We start from the raw sequence: 20,189 nt of genomic DNA, 5'->3' as shown, positions 1-20,189 counted from the left end.
CGGCCGAAAGCGGAGCGATTGCCGGCTAAAAATTACGCGCGGCACCCGCCCGGGCGTTACCGGAAAGCCGCCGCGACCCGCTCCCAGGAGGCGGATCCTCCCCACAAAAGCACCCCGCAGAGGCGCACTTTCGCCATTTTATCCCTATCTTTGCGGCATGGACTTCAAACTCGTATCGGACTACGCCCCGATGGGCGACCAGCCGGAAGCGATCTCGCAGCTTGTCGGTTCGATCCGCCACGGCTCGAAACACAACGTCCTGCTCGGCGTCACGGGCTCGGGCAAGACCTTCACCGTGGCCAACGTCATCGCGCAGCTCAACCGCCCGACGTTGGTCCTGAGCCACAACAAGACCCTCGCGGCGCAGCTCTACGGCGAATTCCGCAACTTCTTTCCCGAGAATGCCGTCGAGTATTTCGTCTCCTACTACGACTACTACCAGCCCGAAGCCTATCTCCCCGCCTCGGACACCTACATCGAAAAGGATCTCTCGATCAACGCCGACATCGAGAAGCTGCGGCTGCAGACCGTGGCCACCCTGCTCTCGGGACGCCGCGACGTGGTGGTCGTCTCGAGCGTCTCGTGCCTCTACGGCGCGGGCAACCCGGCCGATTTCCATGCCACGGCCATCCACATCGAGGTGGGACAGGTCGTCAGCTACAAACAGTTCCTCTACAAGCTGGTCGAGGCACTCTACACCCGCACGGAACGCGATCTGGAGCCCGCGACCTTCCGCGTCAACGGCGACACGGTCGATATCATGGCGGCCTTCGGCGAATTCGGCAACCAGTGCTTCCGGGTGATGTTCTTCGACAACGAGATCGAGGCCATCCAGTCGATCGATCCCGTCACGGGACAGCGCATCCAGACGCTCGACTCGCTGACGCTCTACCCCACGAACCTCTTCGTGACCACCAAGGAGCGCATCAATACGGCCGTACAGCAGATCTACCTCGACCTGGGCAAGCAGATCGAGTTCTTCGAGAGCCAGGGGCGCATGGTCGAGGCGCAGCGCATCAAGCAGCGCGTGGAGTACGACCTGGAGATGATCAAGGAGCTGGGCTACTGCCCCGGCATCGAGAACTACTCGCGCTACTTCGACGGCCGCGCCGCCGGAACGCGCCCCTTCTGCCTGCTGGACTACTTCCCGAAGGATTACCTGATGGTCATCGACGAGAGCCACGTCACGCTGCCGCAGGTCCACGCCATGTACGGCGGCGACCGCGCCCGCAAGGAGAATCTCGTGGAGTACGGCTTCCGCCTGCCGGCCGCCAAGGACAACCGCCCGCTGACCTTCGCCGAGTTCGAGCAGCTGCAGGGGACGACGATCTACGTCAGCGCCACGCCGGCCGACTGGGAGCTGATGAAGAGCGAAGGGGTGATTGCCGAACAGCTGATCCGACCCACGGGACTCGTCGACCCGCCGCTGGAGGTGCGCGTGACGCTCAACCAGATCGACGACCTGATCGAGGAGATCGACAAGCGGGTCAGGAACGACGACAAGGTGCTCGTGACGACCATCACCAAACGCATGGCCGAGGAGCTTTCGAAATATTTCGACCGCGTGGGGGTGCGCAACCGCTACATCCATTCGGACGTCGACACGCTCGAACGCATCCAGATTCTCGAGGATCTGCGCAACGGGCTGTTCGACGTGCTGGTGGGCGTGAACCTGCTGCGCGAGGGACTGGACCTTCCCGAGGTGGCGCTGGTGGCGATACTCGACGCCGACAAGGAGGGCTTCCTGCGCAACGTGCGGTCGCTGACGCAGATTGCCGGACGTGCCGCACGCCACTCGCAGGGCAACGTGATCCTCTACGCCGACACCTGCACCGAGTCGATGCGCTACGCCATCGAACAGAGCAACCGCCGCCGCGAAAAACAGGTCCGCTTCAACATGGAACACGAGATGCTGCCGCGGCGCGCCCAGAAGAGCGGCGCGGGGCCGAGCAATCTGCTGGCCGGGCGCGAGACGGCCGAAGGCAACATCCCGACGGCCTACCCCATCATGGAGGAGCACTACGCCGTGGCCTCCGACGTGCAGAAGGGCTACACGGCCGGCTCGCCGACACCCGCTCTGGGCGAGAATCTCGACGAACTGATTGCCCGTGCCCGCGAGGACATGGAACGGGCGGCCAAATCGCTCGACTTCCTGGCCGCCGCGAAGTTCCGCGACCGGATGTACGAACTGCAGAAACTGCGCGAGGAGAACCGTCGGTGATCGACTGCGAACCGATTCACTGACCCGGCAATCCCGTCACCGCACGGCCGAACAGAAGCGGAGCGGGGGCTACGGACGGGTCTCGGCGTGGCGGAAGGTGAAATACTTGGCCGCCAGAAAGCTGTATACCGTCGTAAGAAGCGTCGTGAGCACCTTGGCCGGGGTGGGCCAGATGCCGCACACCTCGACAAAGAATTTCAAGCCGGCATAGGTCAGCAGGATCGACCCCGCGATCGACAACAGATAGCGGAAGAGTTGCGTCCCCGCCCCTACGGGCGAGCGGCGGAAGGCCACGTAACGGTTAAGCCAGAATCCCACGAAAAAGGTGCAGGGAAAGACAAGGATCATCGCCGCAATGTGGGGCGAAAGGACGACGAAGCCCAGATCGAAATAGCGGTATCCGACCAGAAAGTTGTAGAGCAGCGAATAGCAGACCGGGTCGAAGACCAGGTAGGTGAAGCCTCCGCAAACGGCATAATGGAAGACCTGCCGGGGCAGGATGGCCGCGACGGGACGAATGTAGAAGCGGTCGATGCCGCGAATGATCCACTCCGAGAGACGCATTACCGGGCGGTATAGGTCCACATGCCGGGGAAACGCTCTTCGTGGGCACGGATATAGAGACGACACGCCTCCGCGTCATCCGATTCGAAGGGCGAGACCATGAATTTCGAACCGAAGCGGTAGATGCCGCACGTTACGGCCGGCTCCTTGGCCGAGGCTTCGGCCGCCGCCCGCCGCGCATTCCGTTCCGAACTGAAAACCCCCATCACGACATAGTTCCGGCCCGACACCAGACGGGAGGGCCCCGCCTCCGGCATCGGACGGCTGTCGTTGCGGACGGTCGTCTGCGGAGCTTCCGGCGTTTGCGAAGTTGCCGTCGGGGTTTGCACCGGGTGCGCAGCCGTCGCCGGGGCTTGTTCCGCCGGACTCTGCAGCGCGGCCTGCTCCGACCCCGAGGCCGGCACGACGCTCTCCGACGAGGCAATCCCCGTCGTGGAGTCCGTCCCGGCCGAGGCTGCGGACAACGAATCGGCATCCGTCCTCACCGCCGCGTCCCGACGCTCTACGGCCCGATCCGCCACGGCACTCCGTATCTCCTGCCGCATCTCCCGTTCACCGAGCCACCACCAGGCCGTGAAACCCGCCACACAGACGATCGCCGCCACGCCGATCCACAGCACGGCATCGAACCGTCGCGGCGCCCGTACACGAACCGCCTCATGCCCCTGGGGGTTGAGCCGGCGGTCGAACGCCTCGTCGAGTTTGAAATTCTTGAACTGCAACACCCCGACGCCGACGATGGTCAACCGATCCTCCTCCCGGACCTGAGCCAGCCAGCGGTCGTAGACCTTCTGCGCCTCGGGACGCGGATCCTCGGGCCGTACGCCGTTGACCCGCAGCACGCGGCCGATCTCCTCGACGAGCGACACGCCGCACTCCTGCGACGAGAACTGCACCGTCCGACAAGGCGGCACGACATGCCGGCGGTCGATCCGCCGGGCCGGTTGACGCTCGACGCGCAGCGAACCGACGCCGGGCAGGCAGATCGTTGTACCCCCGGCCAGCAGATTGCCCACAAGTCGGGCGACCTGTTCGGTCATCGGATTAGTGTTCATTTCCTGATCTTTTTATGATTCTTGCGGCTTTTCGCAACGGGACTCTCCTGTGCAGCGGGCTCCGCGGCCGAGTGCTGTTTTTCGGCCGGATGCCGTTTTGCGGCGGCAGCCGACGCGGCATGCTGCCCCGGGATGGAGGCTGCCGCAGCCGAGTGCTTCGCTCCCCGCCAGATCATGCAGACACCCAGCACGATGAAGGGAATGCTCAGCCACTGTCCCATGTCGAGGGCCCAGCCGACTTCGAACGACTCCTGCTCGGTCTTGATGAATTCGAGGAAGAAGCGCGTCAGGAAGACGCCGATCAGGCCGATGCCGAACAGTACGCCCGGATGGCGACGGGCCATGTCCTTGCGGTAATAGAGCCAGCAGAGGATGGCGAAGGTCACCACGTAGCAGAGCGCCTCGTAGATCTGCGTGGGATGGACGGCCGCCGGGGCATACTCGGTGACCCACTTATGCGAGCGGACGAATTCGAAGCCCCAGGGCAGCGTGGTGGCGCGTCCGAAGATCTCCGAATTGAAGAGGTTGCCCATGCGGACGATTGCGCCGCCGATGCCGACCGGGATCATGATGCGGTCGAGCGACCAGACGTACGGAAGCCGGTTCTTGCGCGAGAAGAGCCACAGCCCGATCAGCAGACCGATGGCGGCGCCGTGGCTGGCCATACCGCCGTCGCGGAAGCCCGTGATGATGGTCCACGGTTTGGAGAGATACTCCACGGGATCGTAAAAGAGGCAGTGGCCGAGACGGGCGCCGAGGATCGTGGCGATCGTGCCGTAGACGAAGATCGACTCCGAAACCTTCGACGGAAGGCCCTCGCGTTTGCAGAAGTTGTCGAAGAATTTGGCGCCGATCAGGATGGCCAGCGCCCACATCAGTCCGTAATAGCGGATATCGAACGTGCCGATCCGGAACAACACCGGATCGAAATCCCATACGACGGTAAGCGGTTGTATCATCAAAGGTATCTGTAACATCTATTCAAGTCATGATTGGTTCTCCGCCGCCCGGAGGTCGAGCCGATCCCGACCGACGGGCGGATGGTCCGGCAGACTATTTGATATCCTGCAGGTTGACCTTCTTGAGCGTGAAGGAGAAAGTGCTGCCCACACCCGGTTCGCTGCGCACGGTGATGCGTTCGCCGTGAGCCTCGATGATGTGTTTGACGATGGCCAGACCGAGTCCCGTACCGCCCTGTTCGCGCGAACGTCCCTTGTCCGTGCGGTAGAAGCGCTCGAAGACGCGCGGCAGATCCTCCTTGCCGATGCCCAGACCGTTGTCTTCGACCTCGACGAGGATCTTGTCCAGCATGTCGCGGAAACGGATGCGCGTCAGACCGCCCTCCTTGCCGTAGCGGATCGAGTTGATAATCAGGTTGACGAAGACCTGGCCGATGTAGTGTTTGTCGGCCATGACCCAGAAGGGCGACGGCAGGTTGTCGGCCCCCTTGACCGAGATCTTGATCCCCTTCTTGTCGGCCTCCATCTCGGCCTGATCGGCAATCTCCTTGGCCAGCGCCACAACGTCGAACTTCTCCATGTCGAGCTTGTTCATGCTGCTCTCGAGTTTCGAGATCGTATCCAGGTCGTTGACGATATTGATCAGCCGGTCGATGCTCTTTTCGGCGCGTTCGAGGTACTTGCGGTTGATGAGTTCATCCTCCAGACCGCCGTCCAGCAGCGTCGAGATGTAGCCCTGCACGTTGAAGATCGGGGTCTTCAGTTCGTGGGCCACGTTGCCCAGATACTGCTTGCGGAACTGCTCGGCCTCCTTCAGGCGGGCGATCTCCCGGTCGTTGGTATCGGCCCAGGCGGTGAGCTCCTCGCCGATGTTCTCGACCTTCTTGTCCTGCAGTTCGGAGAAGATCTCCCGGGTATGGACATCGCGCGAAAGAACGATCGAGTAGATGGGTTTGAGCTTGTAAGCCACATACTTGCGGATGATGAACAGCGCCGCCAGCGCCACGACGACAAAGACGCCGGCCGCCACACAGAGCGTCAGCCACCATACGACGTCGAGCAGAATCATGACCACGGCCACCAGAACCGCAGCCAGCAGGGCGATCCACAACGAGGCGCCCTCCTTAGTCTTGATGGTTACCATAGGCTTACTTCATGTAGTTTTGCATCAGTCGGGCGATGTACTTGCCGATGATGTCGAATTCGAGATTGACGACCGTTCCCACCTCGATGCGGCAGAAATTGGTGTGCTCGAAGGTGTAGGGGATGATGGCCACGCGGAACGAGTCGGGCGTGGGGTCGCAGACCGTCAGGCTCACGCCATTGACCGTCACCGAGCCCTTCTCCACGGTGCAGAGCCCTCCGCCGCGGGGGTCGTAGCGGAAGGTGAAGTACCAGCTGCCGTCGGCATCCTCCTTGGCCGTGCAGAGGGCCGTCTGGTCGACATGTCCCTGGACGATATGGCCGTCGAGCAGTGCGTCGGGTTTCATCGAGCGTTCGACATTGACCAGATCGCCCACCTTGAGCAGTCCGAGGTTGCTCCGGTCGAGGGTCTCCTTCATGGCCGTGACGGTATAGGTATCCCCGGCGATGTCCACTACCGTCAAACATACGCCGTTATGTGCTATGCTCTGATCGATTTTAAGCTCCTTGCAGAAAGGAACCCGCAGGGTAAAATCCTTGTTCTGACGGTCCGAGCGGATGGCGACTACCTCCGCCGTACCTTCCACGATACCTGAAAACATACGTTCAACTGTTGATTATCAATTTACCTTTTACCTTGTACACGGAGACTATGTCGCTCGTATCCAGCAGGATATCGTCATAATTCTCCCGATCGCCGGCCACCAGGCGGACTTTTCCCGCCTCTTCGGCGGACCGAACTATGCGCAAAGTTACAATTTTTCGGCTGACAATCACATACTCTTCGCCCGGAATAATTGCATCGGGGTCGACGGTCTTGAGCAGCACGACGGTTCCGGGAGGAACGCAGGCCCCCATGGCGCGGCCCGAATAGGACATGGCCAGATCGCACTCCCCGACAGGTGGAACGACCAGATTGCATTGTGCCTCGAGCCGGTCGAGATTAGCAATTCCCCGTTCGACATCGACGCCGTAATAGGGAATCTGAGGGCCCCGCAACCGTTCGTCGGCAAACATTTGTCCTTCGCCGGTCAGCAGCCAGAGTTTGTCGATCTGAGGGAATTTGGCGACGATACGGTCCGCCACATCGAGCGAAATACCGTTGTTGCCGCGTTTGATCTGATAGAGGTTTTCGCCTCGTGCAAGGCCGATATAGCGTGCAAAATAGTTGGTCGACATATTCGCCCATTTGATCACCGCCTCAATCCTGAGCCAATTATTCTGCTTTTCTCGCATTTTTTTTCGTTAATTTAATTTTTTTTGTATCTTTGCAGTCCCGGTCCCGTAGTTCAATGGATAGAATACAAGATTCCGGTTCTTACGATATGGGTTCGATTCCCGTCGGGACTACCAGGCACAGATGTGAAGCAATTCGCATCTGTGCTTTTTTTGTTGTGAAGTCCGCATGCTTTAGTTTTGGAATTCAGGCATATTCAACATCTATGGCAACCTAACAACTAATTTACAAATTTAATAACAAATTTCTTACCAACAATAAAAAATAGCACATTTGATCGCGTAAGTAGCACGTTCAAACACGCATTCCGGCAGGAAGTGCACCCTGGCTGCCGGTTTCGGAGAGGCTCTCCTATAAAATATACAAACAATCGGGGAAGGATTCCACACATCCACATCTGCCGCCTCATCCCGCGACGTTCCGAATGCGCCGGGATGCGGGAGAATTCAGCATCTAAAAAAGCACCCGCACACCCAGACGCAGCGTCAGGGACAACGGGGCATCGGAGCGCGACGTGCGCAACTCCGTATCGGTCAGATACCAGGAGACCTCCGGTTCGAAATAGAGTCCGACATAGTCGGCCAGACGATACTGGGCGCCGACAGCGGCCAGCAGCGACCATTGCAGGGCAGCCTCATCGACGGTCTGGCTGCCGAATTTTGCCGCGATGCACTTTTCAGCCATTCCGCCGGCTCCGAGATAGGCCGTCAGAGGCCCCCGCTCAACGAACTGCCAGTTCATGCGGAGCGGGATTCCGACGAAGTGCAGCTTCTGGCTCACATCGTCCGACGAATAGGGCAGCCGCACGCCCGAGCGCAACAGCGTGTAGACTACCCCGCTCTCGAGTGAGAAGCGGTGCGGAAGTTCCTTGCGGACGGTCAGTCCGAAACTCAGCGGGAGGTGGTGCCGGAAGGAACTCTTGTCGTAATCGCGGCGCTGCATGGGCTGCAGGTTGTTGCCGTTGCCGACGACCGACACGGCATCATTGGCCATAATGGAGGAGTAGCTCCGCAGCGGTGAGCCCTGCAATCCGTTTCCACCCGACGTACCGCCCCCGGCAAAGAGCGAGAGTGACGTCCGCGATTCGCGGGGCCGCTCCCCGGCAAAGCTCTCCGCAAAGGCGACGAACGAGCCGGCATCGCGACGCGCCGCCGTCTTGTTCCGCCCCGCTCCCCGGGCTGCGCGGGGCTTCGAGTCGGATGCGGCCGAATTTATGCGGGATTGCACCGCCTCGCCGTTTCGGGCGTCGGCACCGTTTCGGGCCTCAACGCCCCCCTGCGCACCGGTCGGGCTCTGTGCATCGGTCCGGGTCTGCGCATTAGTCCGAGTCTGCGCTTCGGCCCGGGTCTGCGCAGAAACACGGCCCCGGGAATCCGCTCCGGTGTCCCCGTCCATCCGGGAACTCCCGACGGACGAATCGCCGGTCATCCCGGCAAGAGACTCCGTCGTTTCGGAATCGCCGCCCTGCGGATCCACCCCGCCGAAGACGGATGCGGGATCCCCCTCCAAGGGTTTGCCGACTCCGTTTTCCGACTCCTGCATCGGGGAGTTCCGGTCCGCCGCCGATTCCGACCGGAGCGCCAGCAACGCTGCTGCAGACTTCTGCCCGGTCGTTTGATCCGGTCCCTGCGACCACCCCGTGGCGCGGGCAACCGTCTCCCGCAGCGACTCCGATTCATGCGGGCGGTTCTCCGCCACCGCATCGGATCCAAACGCCGGTTGCCGGGAGATTCCGTACTCCCCCGACGCCGACAACTGTTTCCCGGCCGCCGACCCCGAGGCCGACAATCGGGACCGATCGACCGCAGAGTCGCCCGCCACCGTCATCGAGGCCAGAAGCGGATCCTCGAAGTCCCCCAACTCCCTGCTTCCGGAGCGCCACAGGAGCTCTCCCGCGACGACGGCAATCAGTACGACGGCGGCCGCGGCGGCAATCCGCGGTCCATGGATCCTCCATCCGTTTTTGCGGGGCAGCGGCATGCCGGGCTCCGGCACGTGCGGTTCATGCCCCTCGAGTTCGCGTTGCAGACGCTCCCAACTCCCTTCCGAAGGGGAGATTTCGGCGTCGCGCAGCGTACTGCGCAGGACATCGGTCCAATCGGTATTTCGTTTCATCTTCATCATTCGTGCGTCTCCAAATAGGTTCTGATCCGGCGGGCCAGCAGGCTCCGGGCCCGGAACAGCTGCGACGAGGAGCTCTTCTCGTTGATTCCCAGCAGGCGGGCGATCTCGCGATGCGGCAGTCCCTCGATGCAGTAGAGGTTGAACACCGTGCGGTAGCCGTCCGGGAGCTCCGCGACGAACTCCATCAGCACCTCGCGCGGCACGCGGGCCACCTCTGCGGCCTGCGGTTCGGCCAGCGTATCGGCAACACGCCCCTCGTCGAGGGGGAGTGTCCCGAGGCGGTTGCGCGTACGGAGCCACTCGAGGGCCACGTTGACCGTGATGCGTTCGATCCAGGCCCTCAGCGACCCCTTGCCGCGAAACGTAAAGCGGTCGAACGCGCCGTAGATCTTCAGGAAGGCATCGTGCATGAGATCCTCGCCCGTCGCACGGTCGCCGACGTATCGCACGCAGATGGCCAGCAACCGGCCCGCATAGCGATCATACAGCTCTCTGCGAGCCGCATTATCGCCCCGTCTGCACCCTTCGGCCAGTATCTCTTCGTCCATCTGCATCGGTCGTTCCACCTTTTAAATGCGGCGGCGGGGAAAAGACTGCGCCGGAGCATGAAAAAAAATATTTCCGACATGCAGTATTCGGCCGTCGCGCCGTTTTAAGAGCGAAAGATAACACAAAATAGAGAAATTATGAAAAAATTCGGTTTATTCCTGCTGGGAGCGCTGACGATGCTGGGTGTCACCTCCTGCAACGACGATGACGGCGACTACCCGCGCAACACCCCGCTGATCACGACCGTCTGCCCGCTCGAGGGCGGTGACTACTGTTTCGAGCGCGACAACGGCGACCGTCTCTACCCGAGCGACAAGTCGCGCGTGCCGGGCTACAAACCCGACGGGGATCAGAAACAGCGCGCCATCATCTGGTTCTCGCTGCTCGACCAGACCATCCCGGGCTATCGCTACAACATCGCCCTCTACGCCGTGGAGGAGATCTACACGGGCACCTCGGAGGTGGTCAGCGATGCCGCACGCCTGGCCGAACTGGGCGATGCCAAAACGGGTTATACCGTGGGGACGTTCAATCTCTCGGAGTCGTGGCTGACCTTCTACGCCCTCTATTCGTGCCGCTACAACTCGAAGCACACCTTCACGCTGGCCGTGGACAAGAGCGGCACGATGGAGTTCAAGGAGAGCAAGGAGGGTTACCTCGACGTCGTGGTGCTGCACGATGACCAGGACGATCAGGGCGGCCCCGACTGCGGATTCTACATTTCGTTCGACCTCACGCCCCTGGCCGCCGAGCTCGAGGGCAAGAAGGGTATCAACCTGCTGATCCCGACGCGCGAAAACGGCAACCGGGAGATCAAGCTTCGATTCGATGCCTCGCGCGGGGAGTAGCCACTTCGCCGCGGCAGCCGATCCGGTCCGTCAGCCCTCGGGGCCGACGGGCCGGATTTTTTAGCACCCGCACCCTCCCGGATTCGTCGAAAAAGCGTATATTTGCATCATGTCCATCGTACGCAACACCGAAAGCGATCTCGATTTCGAGAACAAGATCCGTCCGCAGGAGCTGGAGAACTTCTCCGGACAGGACAAGATTGTCGACAACCTGCGGGTCTTCATCAAGGCGGCGCTCATGCGCGGCGATTCGCTCGACCACGTTCTGCTGCACGGACCTCCGGGTCTGGGCAAGACCACCCTTGCAAACATCATCGCCAACGAGATGGGGGCGCAGCTGCGCGTGACCTCGGGACCCGTGCTGGACAAGCCGGGCGACCTGGCCGGCCTGCTGACGAACCTCAATCCGGGCGACGTGCTCTTCATCGACGAGATCCACCGCCTGAGCCCCATCGTCGAGGAGTATCTCTACTCGGCCATGGAGGATTTCAAGATCGACATCGTGCTCGACAAGGGCCCCTCGGCCCGCTCGATCCAGATCGAACTGGCCCCCTTCACGCTCATCGGCGCCACGACGCGCAGCGGCCTGCTGACCTCGCCGCTCCGGGCGCGTTTCGGCATCCAATGCCATCTGGAGTACTACGACGTCCCTGTTCTGGCCGGCATCGTACGGCGTTCGGCGCGGATTCTCGACGTCTCGATCGACGACGATGCCGCCCGTGAGGTGGCCTTGCGTTCGCGCGGCACGCCGCGTATCGCCAACGCCCTGCTGCGCCGCGTGAGGGACTTCGCCATGGTCAAGGGCGAGGGACACATAGACCTGGAGATCACGCGCATTGCCCTCTCGGCGCTGAACATCGACTCGCGGGGTCTGGACCAGATGGACAACAAGATTCTGGGGACGATCATCGAGAAATTCAACGGCGGGCCGGTCGGACTGAACACCGTGGCAACGGCCGTCGGTGAGGAGGCCGGCACGATCGAGGAGGTCTACGAGCCGTTCCTCATCAAGGAGGGTTTTCTCAAACGCACGCCGCGAGGTCGTGAGGCGACACCGCTGGCATGGGAGCATCTGGGCTTCACGCCGCCCGGCAGCGGAGACTCCACCCTCTTCTGACTGCCTCCGACCGGACGAAAACAGCCCCGGACACCATGCCGGCCCCGAACTGCCGCGTCGCCGGCTCGACAGACCCCGAACAAGACTGAAAACCGATCTGACCGCAAAATGGACCTTCGACACCTCCACCTGCACCGGATCCACCTCATCGCATCCGTCGGGCTGCTGCTGGGCACTCCCGCCCTGCTGCACGCCGCGCCCGGCTATCCGAAATCGGCAACCCCGCCGCCCGCCGCCGAAACCCGGGCCACAACAACGGCCTCCACCGCAGTCTCCGCCGCCACCTCCAACGGACAGCAAATCCTCGCGGAGTCGGTCTCCGAGGCGCCGGTTCAGCGGCCCTGGCTGGTTCCACGCAACCGCCCGCAGCACACCTTTTTTGTCGATGCCGGCTATCTGGCCCTGCTATTTACCCTTCATTTCCAGACCTTTGACTCGGGTTCGCTCAACGAGGGGCTGAGCCTCACGGCCGGCTACAACTGGACCTCGCGCCGGGGTCTGGGCGTGGGCGTAATCTACTCCGGAGGCTTCTTCTCGGCCCGACGCAGCGGCCTCCTCAGCACGGGCCGTCTGCTCTACGTCGCTCCGGAATTCGTGGCCCGGCAACGGGCCGGACGCCGCTGGCTTTTCCGCGAGGCGGTCGGCATCGGATATGGACGCTACGTGCGCAGCTACGACGGAAATCGCGCCGGACGCGGCGGCGTCGGGCTGCACGAACGGGCGTCGGTCGAATTCATGGCAACACGCTGGCTGGGCCTGTCGCTCGGATTCGGCGGCGAATGGATCCTTACCGGCGCCCCGGATGTGGGCGACGGCGTGGAGTTCAATCTGGTGGGATTGCTCACCTTTCATGTCGGAGGCGGCGTGCGTTTTTATTTCTAAAAAAATTGCCCAAAAATCTAAAAAAATTTACATTCTGCGCGATAATTGTTATATTTGCCGTTAACCGAATTGAAAACAAAGACTCAGAACGGTAAACAGATGGATACCAAATCGAAACTCGACGAAGCAGCGCTGCGCTACCACAGCGAAGGGCAACCCGGCAAGATCGGTGTCGTGCCCACCAAACCCTATCAAACCCCCTACGATCTGTCGCTGGCCTACTCGCCGGGCGTTGCAGCCCCCTCGCGAGCCATTGCGGCCAATCCCGACGACGTCTATACCTACACCGGCAAGGGCAACCTCGTGGCCGTGATCTCGAATGGAACGGCCGTACTCGGACTGGGCAACATCGGCCCGCTGGCCGGAAAGCCCGTCATGGAGGGCAAGTGCATGCTCTTCAAGACCTACGCCGGCATCAACGCCTTCGACATCGAGGTCGATGCCACCGATCCCGACGAGTTCGTGCGTGCGGTGAAGGCCATCGCCCCCACCTTCGGCGGCATCAACCTCGAGGATATCAAGGCCCCGGAGTGCTTCGAGATCGAGACCCGCCTGCGCGAGGAGCTCGACATCCCGCTCATGCACGACGACCAGCACGGTACGGCCATCATCACCTCGGCGGCCCTGATCAACGGCGCCAAGATCGCCGGCAAGGAGATTTCGCAGCTGCGCGTGGTAGTCAACGGCGCAGGAGCCGCCGCCATCGCCTGCGCGAAACTCTTCATCGCCCTGGGCGTCCGTCATCAGAACGTGACGCTCTGCGACAGCCACGGCGTAGTGACGATCTACCGCGAAGACCTCAACCGCATGAAACGCGAATTCGCCACCACACGCCGCATCTCGACGCTGGCCGAAGCGGTCGAGGGGGCCGACGTCTTCCTGGGCGTCTCGAAGGCCGACACGCTGAAGCCCGAAATGCTGCGGACGATGGCCGAGAACCCGATCGTCATGGCGCTGGCCAACCCCGATCCGGAGATCGCCTACGAAACGGCCATGGCCTCGCGTCCGGACATCATCTTCGCCACGGGACGTTCCGACTATCCCAATCAGGTGAACAACGTGCTGGGATTCCCCTACATCTTCCGCGGAGCGCTCGACGTCCGGGCCACGAAGATCAACGAGGCAATGAAGCTGGCCGCCGCCCATGCGCTGGCCGAACTGACCCGCGAACCCGTTCCGGAGTCGGTGCTCAAGGCCTACGGAGTGGAGAGTCTGGAGTTCGGACGCAGCTACCTGATTCCCAAGCCGCTGGATCCGAGGCTGCTGCCGCGCATCTCGACGGCCGTGGCGCGTGCTGCCGTCGAATCGGGCGTCGCACGCCGTCCGATCACCGACTGGGAAGCCTATGCCGAGGAGTTGCGCAAACGGGTCGAAAGATAGTCCGACCGACAAACAGAAAAGGCAGGAATCCGTTGGATTCCTGCCTTTTTCATCTCCTCCGCACCGGGAGTCCCTGCACCGGGAGAGGGTCAGTTCTTCGCGTGGGCAGACCCGTCCGCCGGCGACTGCTCCGGAGCCTGAACGGTGGATGGAGCCGGAGCGGTGGATGGAGCCGGAGCGGTGGATGGAGCCGGAGCGGCCGTTCCCGCCGCGGTGAGCGAATTGCGTCCGGAGGCAACAACCGCCATGCGGTCGCGATAGAGGTCGGCCACGGTCGTGGCGGCATCGTCGATCGAGACGCGGGAGGTGTTCACCGTCAGGTCGTAGCGGTGCGGATCGCCCCAGCGTTCGCCGGTATAGTATTCATAGTGGGTCCTTCGGTTACGATTCACGCGCCGCACCTCGGCTTCGGCCGCGTCTGGGGCGATTCCATACTCCTCGACGCATCGCCGGCAGGCACTCTCCAGATCGGTGCAGCAGAAAACCCGCACGGCACGAGGTTCGTCGCGCAGCACAAAGTCGGCGCAGCGCCCGACAAGGACGCACGATTCGCGCGCGGCCAGCTCCTGGACGATCCGGCTCTCGGCCACGAACAGCACGTCGTCGGGCGAGAGGCTGTGATCCATCCGCGCGCCGTTCGACTGGGCGAAGATGCACTTGAGCCAGAACGACGGAATCGACTGCTCGTTGTGGAGGATATACGCCTCGTCCATACCGCTCTTCTGCGCTGCCAGGCGGATAAACTGATTGTCGTAGAGGGGAATATGCAGCATCGAGGCCAGTTTTTCGCCCAACTGATGTCCGCCGCTGCCATACTCGCGGGCGATTGTGATGACGACCGGCTGCGGGGAGTCGGCCGCCGGGGCTGCGGATTCTCTCTCCGGAGCCGTTCCTTCACCTCCGATCCAACGGTCGAAGATGCGGTAGAAGGGGGTGATGAAGTGGACGATCGGGCCGACGATCAGTGCGGCGGTGACCGTACCCTCGCGCACGCCCGAGATGTTGGAGAGGAAGACGAGCGAAAGGAGACAGGCCAGAATCACGAGCGTGACGTCAAAGGCCAGCTTGACATAGCCGAATTCGCGGCGCAGCCGTCGCGAGATGGCCCGCACGAAGTACTCGCCGGCGGCCATGGCGATGTTGACCTTCACCTCGAGGGCGATGCCGACGGCCAGCACGACGCAGCCGATGAGCAGGCTGACGATCTTGGCCGCATAGGCTTCGGGCGTGAGCCAGAAGAGGGCCGACATCGAACAGTCGATGAACGTACCGAAGAAGAGCGTGACGGGAATCTGCAGCAGGAAGATCCGCCGATCGGTCTTCAGGTCGGCTCGCGTCATGAAGGGGAGTTCGAGAAGCATGAACACCAGATTGAGGATAATGGTCCACTGGCCCATGGTCATCGGGGTGAACATGCTCAGAACGTAGGTAACGCTCGTAATGGGGGAGGTTCCCAGCAGGGCTTTGGTGATCAGCGCAATACCGAAGGCGTTGATGAACAATGCCACGACGAAGAGCAGATAGCGCCGAAAAAGCAGTCGGGTTTGGGTTTTCATGTCTGGACTTGAATGATATCAAGGCGCAAAATTCGTCTTTTCTTCCGAAATTCGGATCGGAAAGGAGCGACCGAAACTGGTATAATCCGAAACAAAAGCGTACCTTTGAGGTCGAAAACCGCTTGAACCATGCCACGCCCTGCCACCCATACCCATTCAACCGCCGATCCTGCCCGGGAGAGCTGCGAGGAGGTTTTCTACCGCGAAATACGCCCCGCCGACCTCTCGCACGGAGCGATGCGCCTTGAGCGGGGCTTCCTCTTCGGAATGGTCACAAACGGCACACTCCGCGAGGAGGACTCGTCGGGTGAGCGGACGCTGGAAAAGGGCGATCTGCTCATCCTGACACCGAGCCGCAGCTGTACGCTGCAATCCGCCGGCGGAGATTTCCGGATGGTCGGCATCGGCCTGGATCCCGACTTTTTCGACACGCTGCCCGACGGACAGCCGATGTACAGCCAGCTGGCCCGGTATCCCGATCCGAACGGAGCCATTCGCCTGCGGCCGGAGGAGGCGGCGTGGCGCCATCTGCTCCGCACGGCGGAACTGCTGGCCGACCGGCCCTCGCCCTACACCCTCTTCCACCGGGGAATCCTCCGCCACTGGTGCGGGCTCTTCCTGCTCGAAATCACGGACATGCTGCACCGCGACAACGAATCGAACCGCACGCCGGTCTGCATGAAACGGGCCGACCTGCTCTTCCGCCAGTTCAAGAAGCTCTCGGTCGAAAACTACCTCGGCCATCACGACATCGGATTCTACGCCGATGCGCTGCACATCTCGACCACCTACCTCTCGCGGATCGTCAAACGTACCACCGGCCACACGGTCTATGCCCATCTGGCGGGGTTGCTGGCGGCCGAGGCACGGCGCTGTCTGGAGAGTACGGACAAGGATGTCAAGGAGATCGCCTATCGGCTGGGGTTTTCGGATCAGTCCTCGTTCGGGAAATTCTTCAAGGCGCAGAGCGGGCTCTCACCGCGCCACTATCGCCAACGTTTCGGACGGGGAGGCGACGACCGGGACGGCGGCAGCCCGCGGGAAGCCGAGTCCTCCCCCGCCGAGACCGATCTCACAAAATAAACCCGGGCGAATCCATCACCCGGGAAAGACCAATCTATTAATAAAAAAGAGGAATCCGGCGCCACGGCCGCGAGCCGTCAGACAAAGAGTGCCGAGAACTCCGGAAGCGACATCTTCCGCACCTGACAGTCTCCGATTCCGACGGGCAGTACGATGCGCAGCATCCCCTCGGCGTTCTTCTTGTCCTTGCCGACCTCCTTGAGCAGGCGTTTCATCTCGACCGGCGGCGTGAGTTCGAAACCCAGCCGCGAAAGCAGATCGACGATCCGCTGCCGATCCTCCTCGCCGAGCACCCCCAACCGTACGGCGGCCCCGGCAATCAGCGCCGTTCCGACGGCTACGGCCTCACCGTGGTTCATGCGGTTCGAGGACTTCTCGATGGCGTGCGCCAGCGTATGGCCGAGGTTGAGTTTGCGGCGTTCGCCCGCTTCGCGTTCGTCGCGTTCGACGATGTCGGCCTTGACCCGGATGGCCGCCGAGATGATGTCGGAGAGCAGGTCCGTATCCTGACGCAGCGCCTCGAACGAGGTCTGCTCCAGACGGGCAAACAGCTCCGGATCGGCAATGACGGCTGCCTTGACCACTTCGGCCAGTCCGGCGCGGAACTCACGGTCGGGGAGCGAACGCAGCAACGAGGGGTCGCAGATGACGAACTGCGGCTGGGTGAAGGTTCCGGCCATGTTCTTGTAGCCGTCGACATTGACGCCGTTCTTGCCGCCTACCGAGGCGTCGACCTGTCCCAGAAGGGTTGTGGAGACAAATCCGAACTTCACCCCGCGCATGTAGGTCGAGGCGGCAAAACCCGCCACGTCGGAGACAATGCCGCCGCCGATGGCCAGTACGAAGGTCGAACGGTCGACGCCCAGCTCGATGAAGCGGCGGTAGAGGGTCTCGACCGTCTGCAGCGTCTTGATGCTTTCGCCCAAACCGATGAGCACCGCATCGTAAGGGGCCACGAACGAGTGGTAGAGCCGGTCGATCGTGGCATCCGAAACGACGACCACTCGCCCCTCGGGAAGAAGTTCGGGGAGCAACTCGACGGCCGAACCGATATATACCTGACTGCTGCGAAGGTTAAAAGCGGGTTCCATTATTTAACTTTTTTAAGAAGTAAGCAAATGTAGTACATTTTCCGGAGAAATTGTTACCTTTGCACGACAAAATACAGATTTATGCAAAAACTGCGCAATATCGCGATCATAGCCCACGTCGACCACGGCAAGACGACGCTGGTCGACAAGATGATCCTGGCAGGCCACGTGCTGCGTGACAACCAGCAGACGGGCGACCTGATTCTGGACAACAACGACCTGGAGCGCGAACGGGGAATCACGATTCTCTCAAAGAACGTTTCGGTGATCTACAAGGACTACAAGATCAACATCATCGACACCCCGGGCCACGCCGATTTCGGCGGCGAAGTGGAGCGCGTGCTCAACATGTGCGACGGTGTGCTGTTGCTGGTCGACGCCTTCGAAGGGACGATGCCCCAGACGCGGTTCGTGCTGCAGAAGGCCCTGGCGCTGGGCAAGAAGCCCATCGTGGTGATCAACAAGGTGGACAAGCCCAACTGCCGCCCCGAAGTGGTCAACGAACAGGTCTTTGACCTGATGTTCTCGCTCAACGCCACCGAGGAGCAGCTCGACTACAAGACCATCTACGGCTCGGCCAAGCAGGGGTGGATGTCGCACAAGTGGAACGAACGCACCAATTCGATCGTCCCGCTGCTCGATACGATCATCGACGAGATCCCCGAACCGGCCCAGGTCGAGGGTACGCCGCAGCTGCTGATCACCTCGCTCGAGTACTCTTCCTACACGGGGCGTATCGCCGTGGGCAAGCTCACGCGCGGCACGCTGCACGCCGGCGAGAACGTCACGCTGGCCAAGCGCGACGGCGTGACGATGCAGAAGTGCAAGATCAAGGATCTGATGGTCTTCGAGGGGTTGGGCAAGAAGAAGGTCGACGAGGTTCCGTGCGGCGAGATCTGCGCCATCATGGGTATCGACGGCTTCGAGATCGGCGACACGATCTGCGACTACGACAACCCCGAGCCGCTGCCCCCGATCGCCATCGACGAACCGACGATGTCGATGCTCTTCACGATCAACAACTCGCCCTTCTTCGGCAAGGACGGCAAATATGTCACCTCACGCCACATCAAGGAGCGTCTGGACCGCGAGCTGGAGAAGAACCTGGCGCTGCGCGTGACGCCCGGTCCGTCGGCCGATTCGTTCAACGTCTTCGGCCGCGGCGTGCTGCACCTCTCGGTGCTGATCGAGACGATGCGCCGCGAGGGCTACGAACTGCAGGTCGGCCAGCCGCAGGTCATCACCAAGATCATCGACGGCAAGAAGTGCGAACCGGTCGAGGAGCTGACGGTCGACTGTCCCGAGGAGCACTCCGGCACGGTGATCGACATGACGACGCGCCGCAAGGGTACGCTGCGTGACATGTCTTCGGACGGCGAACGTGTGCGGCTGCTGTTCGACATTCCGTCGCGCGGCATCATCGGACTGCGTTCGAACATGCTGACGGCTACGGCCGGCGAGGCGATCATGACCCACCGCTTCAAGGATTTCGAGCCCTGGGCCGGCGACATCGAGATGCGCACCAACGGCTCGATCATCTCGGGCGAGACCGGCACGGCCTACGCCTACTCGATCGACAAGCTGCAGGATCGCGGCCGCTTCTTCATCAGCCCGATGGATCAGGTCTACGAAGGTCAGGTCATCGGCGAGCACACGCGCCAGAACGACATCACGGTCAACGTCACCAAGGCCAAACAGCTGACCAACATGCGTGCTTCGGGGTCGGACGACAAGGCGGTGATCGTTCCGCCGAAGGTCTTCACGCTGGAGGAGGCCCTCGAATACATCAAGGAGGACGAATACGTCGAGGTAACGCCACACGCCATCCGTCTGCGCAAGATCCTGCTCCACGAAACCGACCGCAAGCGCGCCGCCAAATAATCCGGAGCCGGAGACTGAAAGCTGCAAGCCGAAAACCCGATTGCAAAGATACCTCACGATGAATCACTTCACCCTGTCACTGGCCGCAGGAGCCATTGCCGGAGCCCTGGTCGTCATTCCGATGATCTTCCAGCGATTCTCGGCGCGCAGCTGCATCGCCTCGTTTCTGATCTACCTCTTCGCCGGGGTGATCATTTTCTACGGCAACCTGCCCTACCTGCCCTGGTGGGCCGACGGCATGGGCATAACGGTCATGCTGACCGTGCCGACGCTCTTCGCCGCCTCGGGCAAGGAGCAGAAGTCGATTCCGCTGATTCTGTTCAATGCCCTGCTCTTCGGATTTCTCCTGAGCATGGCCGAACACTATCTGGCCTGACCGGGGGGGGGGAGAGGGAGGGGGCAGCCTGACCCGGGAGGAGAGCATGAGCCGGAAGGAGCGGCGCGAAACGGGAGAAGCGGCGCGAAACCACACCCATACACAAAAAAACGGACTTCGGTC

At 61.8% G+C, this 20,189-nt stretch carries 18 protein-coding genes and 1 tRNA gene; 9 read left to right on the top strand and 10 right to left on the bottom strand.

The genetic code is table 11. The features are described 5' to 3' along the window. Positions 1–157 precede the first annotated feature (157 nt). Entirely contained in the window at positions 158–2,221 is a 2,064-nt protein-coding gene (gene uvrB / locus PUQ42_RS02500; protein WP_273370655.1) for an excinuclease ABC subunit UvrB, read from the top strand. 69 nt (positions 2,222–2,290) lie between these two features. On the opposite strand, the gene PUQ42_RS02495 is transcribed toward uvrB, so the two are convergent. The 6 genes from PUQ42_RS02495 to PUQ42_RS02470 all read right to left on the bottom strand — a co-directional run bounded on the left by PUQ42_RS02495 (position 2,291) and on the right by PUQ42_RS02470 (position 7,178). Beyond that, a complete protein-coding gene (locus PUQ42_RS02495; protein WP_273370653.1) occupies positions 2,291–2,785 on the bottom strand; it encodes a GtrA family protein in 495 nt (164 codons plus the stop codon). After that, the gene (locus tag PUQ42_RS02490; RefSeq protein WP_232009077.1) at positions 2,785–3,840 is read right to left on the bottom strand and encodes a hypothetical protein; all 1,056 of its coding nucleotides are present in this window, start codon (positions 3,838–3,840) and stop codon (positions 2,785–2,787) included. The genes PUQ42_RS02495 and PUQ42_RS02490 overlap by 1 nt, the downstream gene beginning before the upstream one ends. After that, a complete protein-coding gene (lgt, locus tag PUQ42_RS02485) occupies positions 3,837–4,799 on the bottom strand; it encodes a prolipoprotein diacylglyceryl transferase (protein ID WP_273370651.1) in 963 nt (320 codons plus the stop codon). Before lgt ends, PUQ42_RS02490 begins: the two co-directional genes overlap by 4 nt. 94 nt (positions 4,800–4,893) lie before the next feature. Further along, complete coding sequence (locus tag PUQ42_RS02480; RefSeq protein WP_087403633.1) at positions 4,894–5,943, bottom strand: sensor histidine kinase; 1,050 nt, start codon at positions 5,941–5,943, stop codon at positions 4,894–4,896. A 4-nt stretch (positions 5,944–5,947) separates the two neighbouring features. Continuing rightward, positions 5,948–6,544, bottom strand: a complete 597-nt coding sequence (locus tag PUQ42_RS02475) for a riboflavin synthase (RefSeq protein ID WP_087308890.1) — start codon at positions 6,542–6,544, stop codon at positions 5,948–5,950. Positions 6,545–6,548: 4 nt separating this feature from the next. Continuing rightward, positions 6,549–7,178 (bottom strand): hypothetical protein, encoded by a 630-nt coding sequence (locus PUQ42_RS02470; RefSeq protein WP_122119501.1) that lies wholly within the window; start codon positions 7,176–7,178, stop codon positions 6,549–6,551. 42 nt (positions 7,179–7,220) lie between these two features. Here PUQ42_RS02470 and PUQ42_RS02465 point away from each other — a divergent pair. Beyond that, positions 7,221–7,295 (top strand) — tRNA-Arg (locus PUQ42_RS02465). Between the two features lie 337 nt (positions 7,296–7,632). Here PUQ42_RS02465 and PUQ42_RS02460 read toward each other — a convergent pair. Both PUQ42_RS02460 and PUQ42_RS02455 read right to left on the bottom strand, forming a co-directional pair. Further along, complete coding sequence (locus tag PUQ42_RS02460; protein ID WP_273370645.1) at positions 7,633–9,294, bottom strand: hypothetical protein; 1,662 nt, start codon at positions 9,292–9,294, stop codon at positions 7,633–7,635. A 5-nt stretch (positions 9,295–9,299) separates the two neighbouring features. Further along, positions 9,300–9,851 (bottom strand): RNA polymerase sigma factor, encoded by a 552-nt coding sequence (locus tag PUQ42_RS02455; RefSeq protein ID WP_087309071.1) that lies wholly within the window; start codon positions 9,849–9,851, stop codon positions 9,300–9,302. Positions 9,852–9,989: 138 nt separating this feature from the next. Between PUQ42_RS02455 and PUQ42_RS02450 the strand changes: the two genes are divergently transcribed. The 4 genes from PUQ42_RS02450 (at position 9,990) to PUQ42_RS02435 (ending at position 14,079) form a co-directional block, all read left to right on the top strand. Beyond that, positions 9,990–10,700 carry a NigD1/NigD2 family lipoprotein gene (locus tag PUQ42_RS02450; RefSeq protein ID WP_273370642.1) on the top strand — a complete coding sequence of 237 codons (711 nt, stop codon included), beginning with the start codon at positions 9,990–9,992 and terminating at the stop codon, positions 10,698–10,700. A gap of 109 nt (positions 10,701–10,809) precedes the next feature. After that, on the top strand, positions 10,810–11,817 hold the full coding sequence (gene ruvB, locus PUQ42_RS02445) for a Holliday junction branch migration DNA helicase RuvB (RefSeq protein ID WP_087308886.1): 1,008 nt from the start codon (positions 10,810–10,812) through the stop codon (positions 11,815–11,817). A gap of 108 nt (positions 11,818–11,925) precedes the next feature. Beyond that, complete coding sequence (locus PUQ42_RS02440; protein WP_273370639.1) at positions 11,926–12,699, top strand: porin family protein; 774 nt, start codon at positions 11,926–11,928, stop codon at positions 12,697–12,699. A 99-nt stretch (positions 12,700–12,798) separates the two neighbouring features. After that, positions 12,799–14,079, top strand: coding sequence for a malic enzyme-like NAD(P)-binding protein (locus tag PUQ42_RS02435; protein WP_122119505.1), 1,281 nt, complete (start codon positions 12,799–12,801; stop codon positions 14,077–14,079). Positions 14,080–14,168: 89 nt separating this feature from the next. Here PUQ42_RS02435 and PUQ42_RS02430 read toward each other — a convergent pair whose 3' ends face one another. Continuing rightward, a complete protein-coding gene (locus tag PUQ42_RS02430) occupies positions 14,169–15,635 on the bottom strand; it encodes a cytidylate kinase family protein (RefSeq protein WP_273370635.1) in 1,467 nt (488 codons plus the stop codon). Positions 15,636–15,764: 129 nt separating this feature from the next. Between PUQ42_RS02430 and PUQ42_RS02425 the strand changes: the two genes are divergently transcribed. Then, positions 15,765–16,718 (top strand): AraC family transcriptional regulator, encoded by a 954-nt coding sequence (locus tag PUQ42_RS02425; RefSeq protein WP_273370633.1) that lies wholly within the window; start codon positions 15,765–15,767, stop codon positions 16,716–16,718. Positions 16,719–16,795: 77 nt separating this feature from the next. On the opposite strand, the gene aroB is transcribed toward PUQ42_RS02425, so the two are convergent. Next, the gene (aroB, locus tag PUQ42_RS02420) at positions 16,796–17,809 is read right to left on the bottom strand and encodes a 3-dehydroquinate synthase (protein WP_273370630.1); all 1,014 of its coding nucleotides are present in this window, start codon (positions 17,807–17,809) and stop codon (positions 16,796–16,798) included. Positions 17,810–17,890: 81 nt separating this feature from the next. Here aroB and typA point away from each other — a divergent pair, with 81 nt between their 5' ends. Beyond that, positions 17,891–19,690 (top strand): translational GTPase TypA, encoded by a 1,800-nt coding sequence (typA, locus tag PUQ42_RS02415; RefSeq protein ID WP_087308882.1) that lies wholly within the window; start codon positions 17,891–17,893, stop codon positions 19,688–19,690. Positions 19,691–19,748: 58 nt separating this feature from the next. Further along, positions 19,749–20,066 (top strand): hypothetical protein, encoded by a 318-nt coding sequence (locus tag PUQ42_RS02410; RefSeq protein WP_087403640.1) that lies wholly within the window; start codon positions 19,749–19,751, stop codon positions 20,064–20,066. The last annotated feature ends 123 nt before the right edge of the window (positions 20,067–20,189 follow it).

The sequence above is a fragment of the Alistipes megaguti genome (assembly GCF_944320325.1).
GTDB classification, from domain to species: Bacteria; Bacteroidota; Bacteroidia; order Bacteroidales; family Rikenellaceae; genus Alistipes; species Alistipes megaguti.
This window is presented reverse-complemented; position numbering and strand designations above follow the sequence as displayed.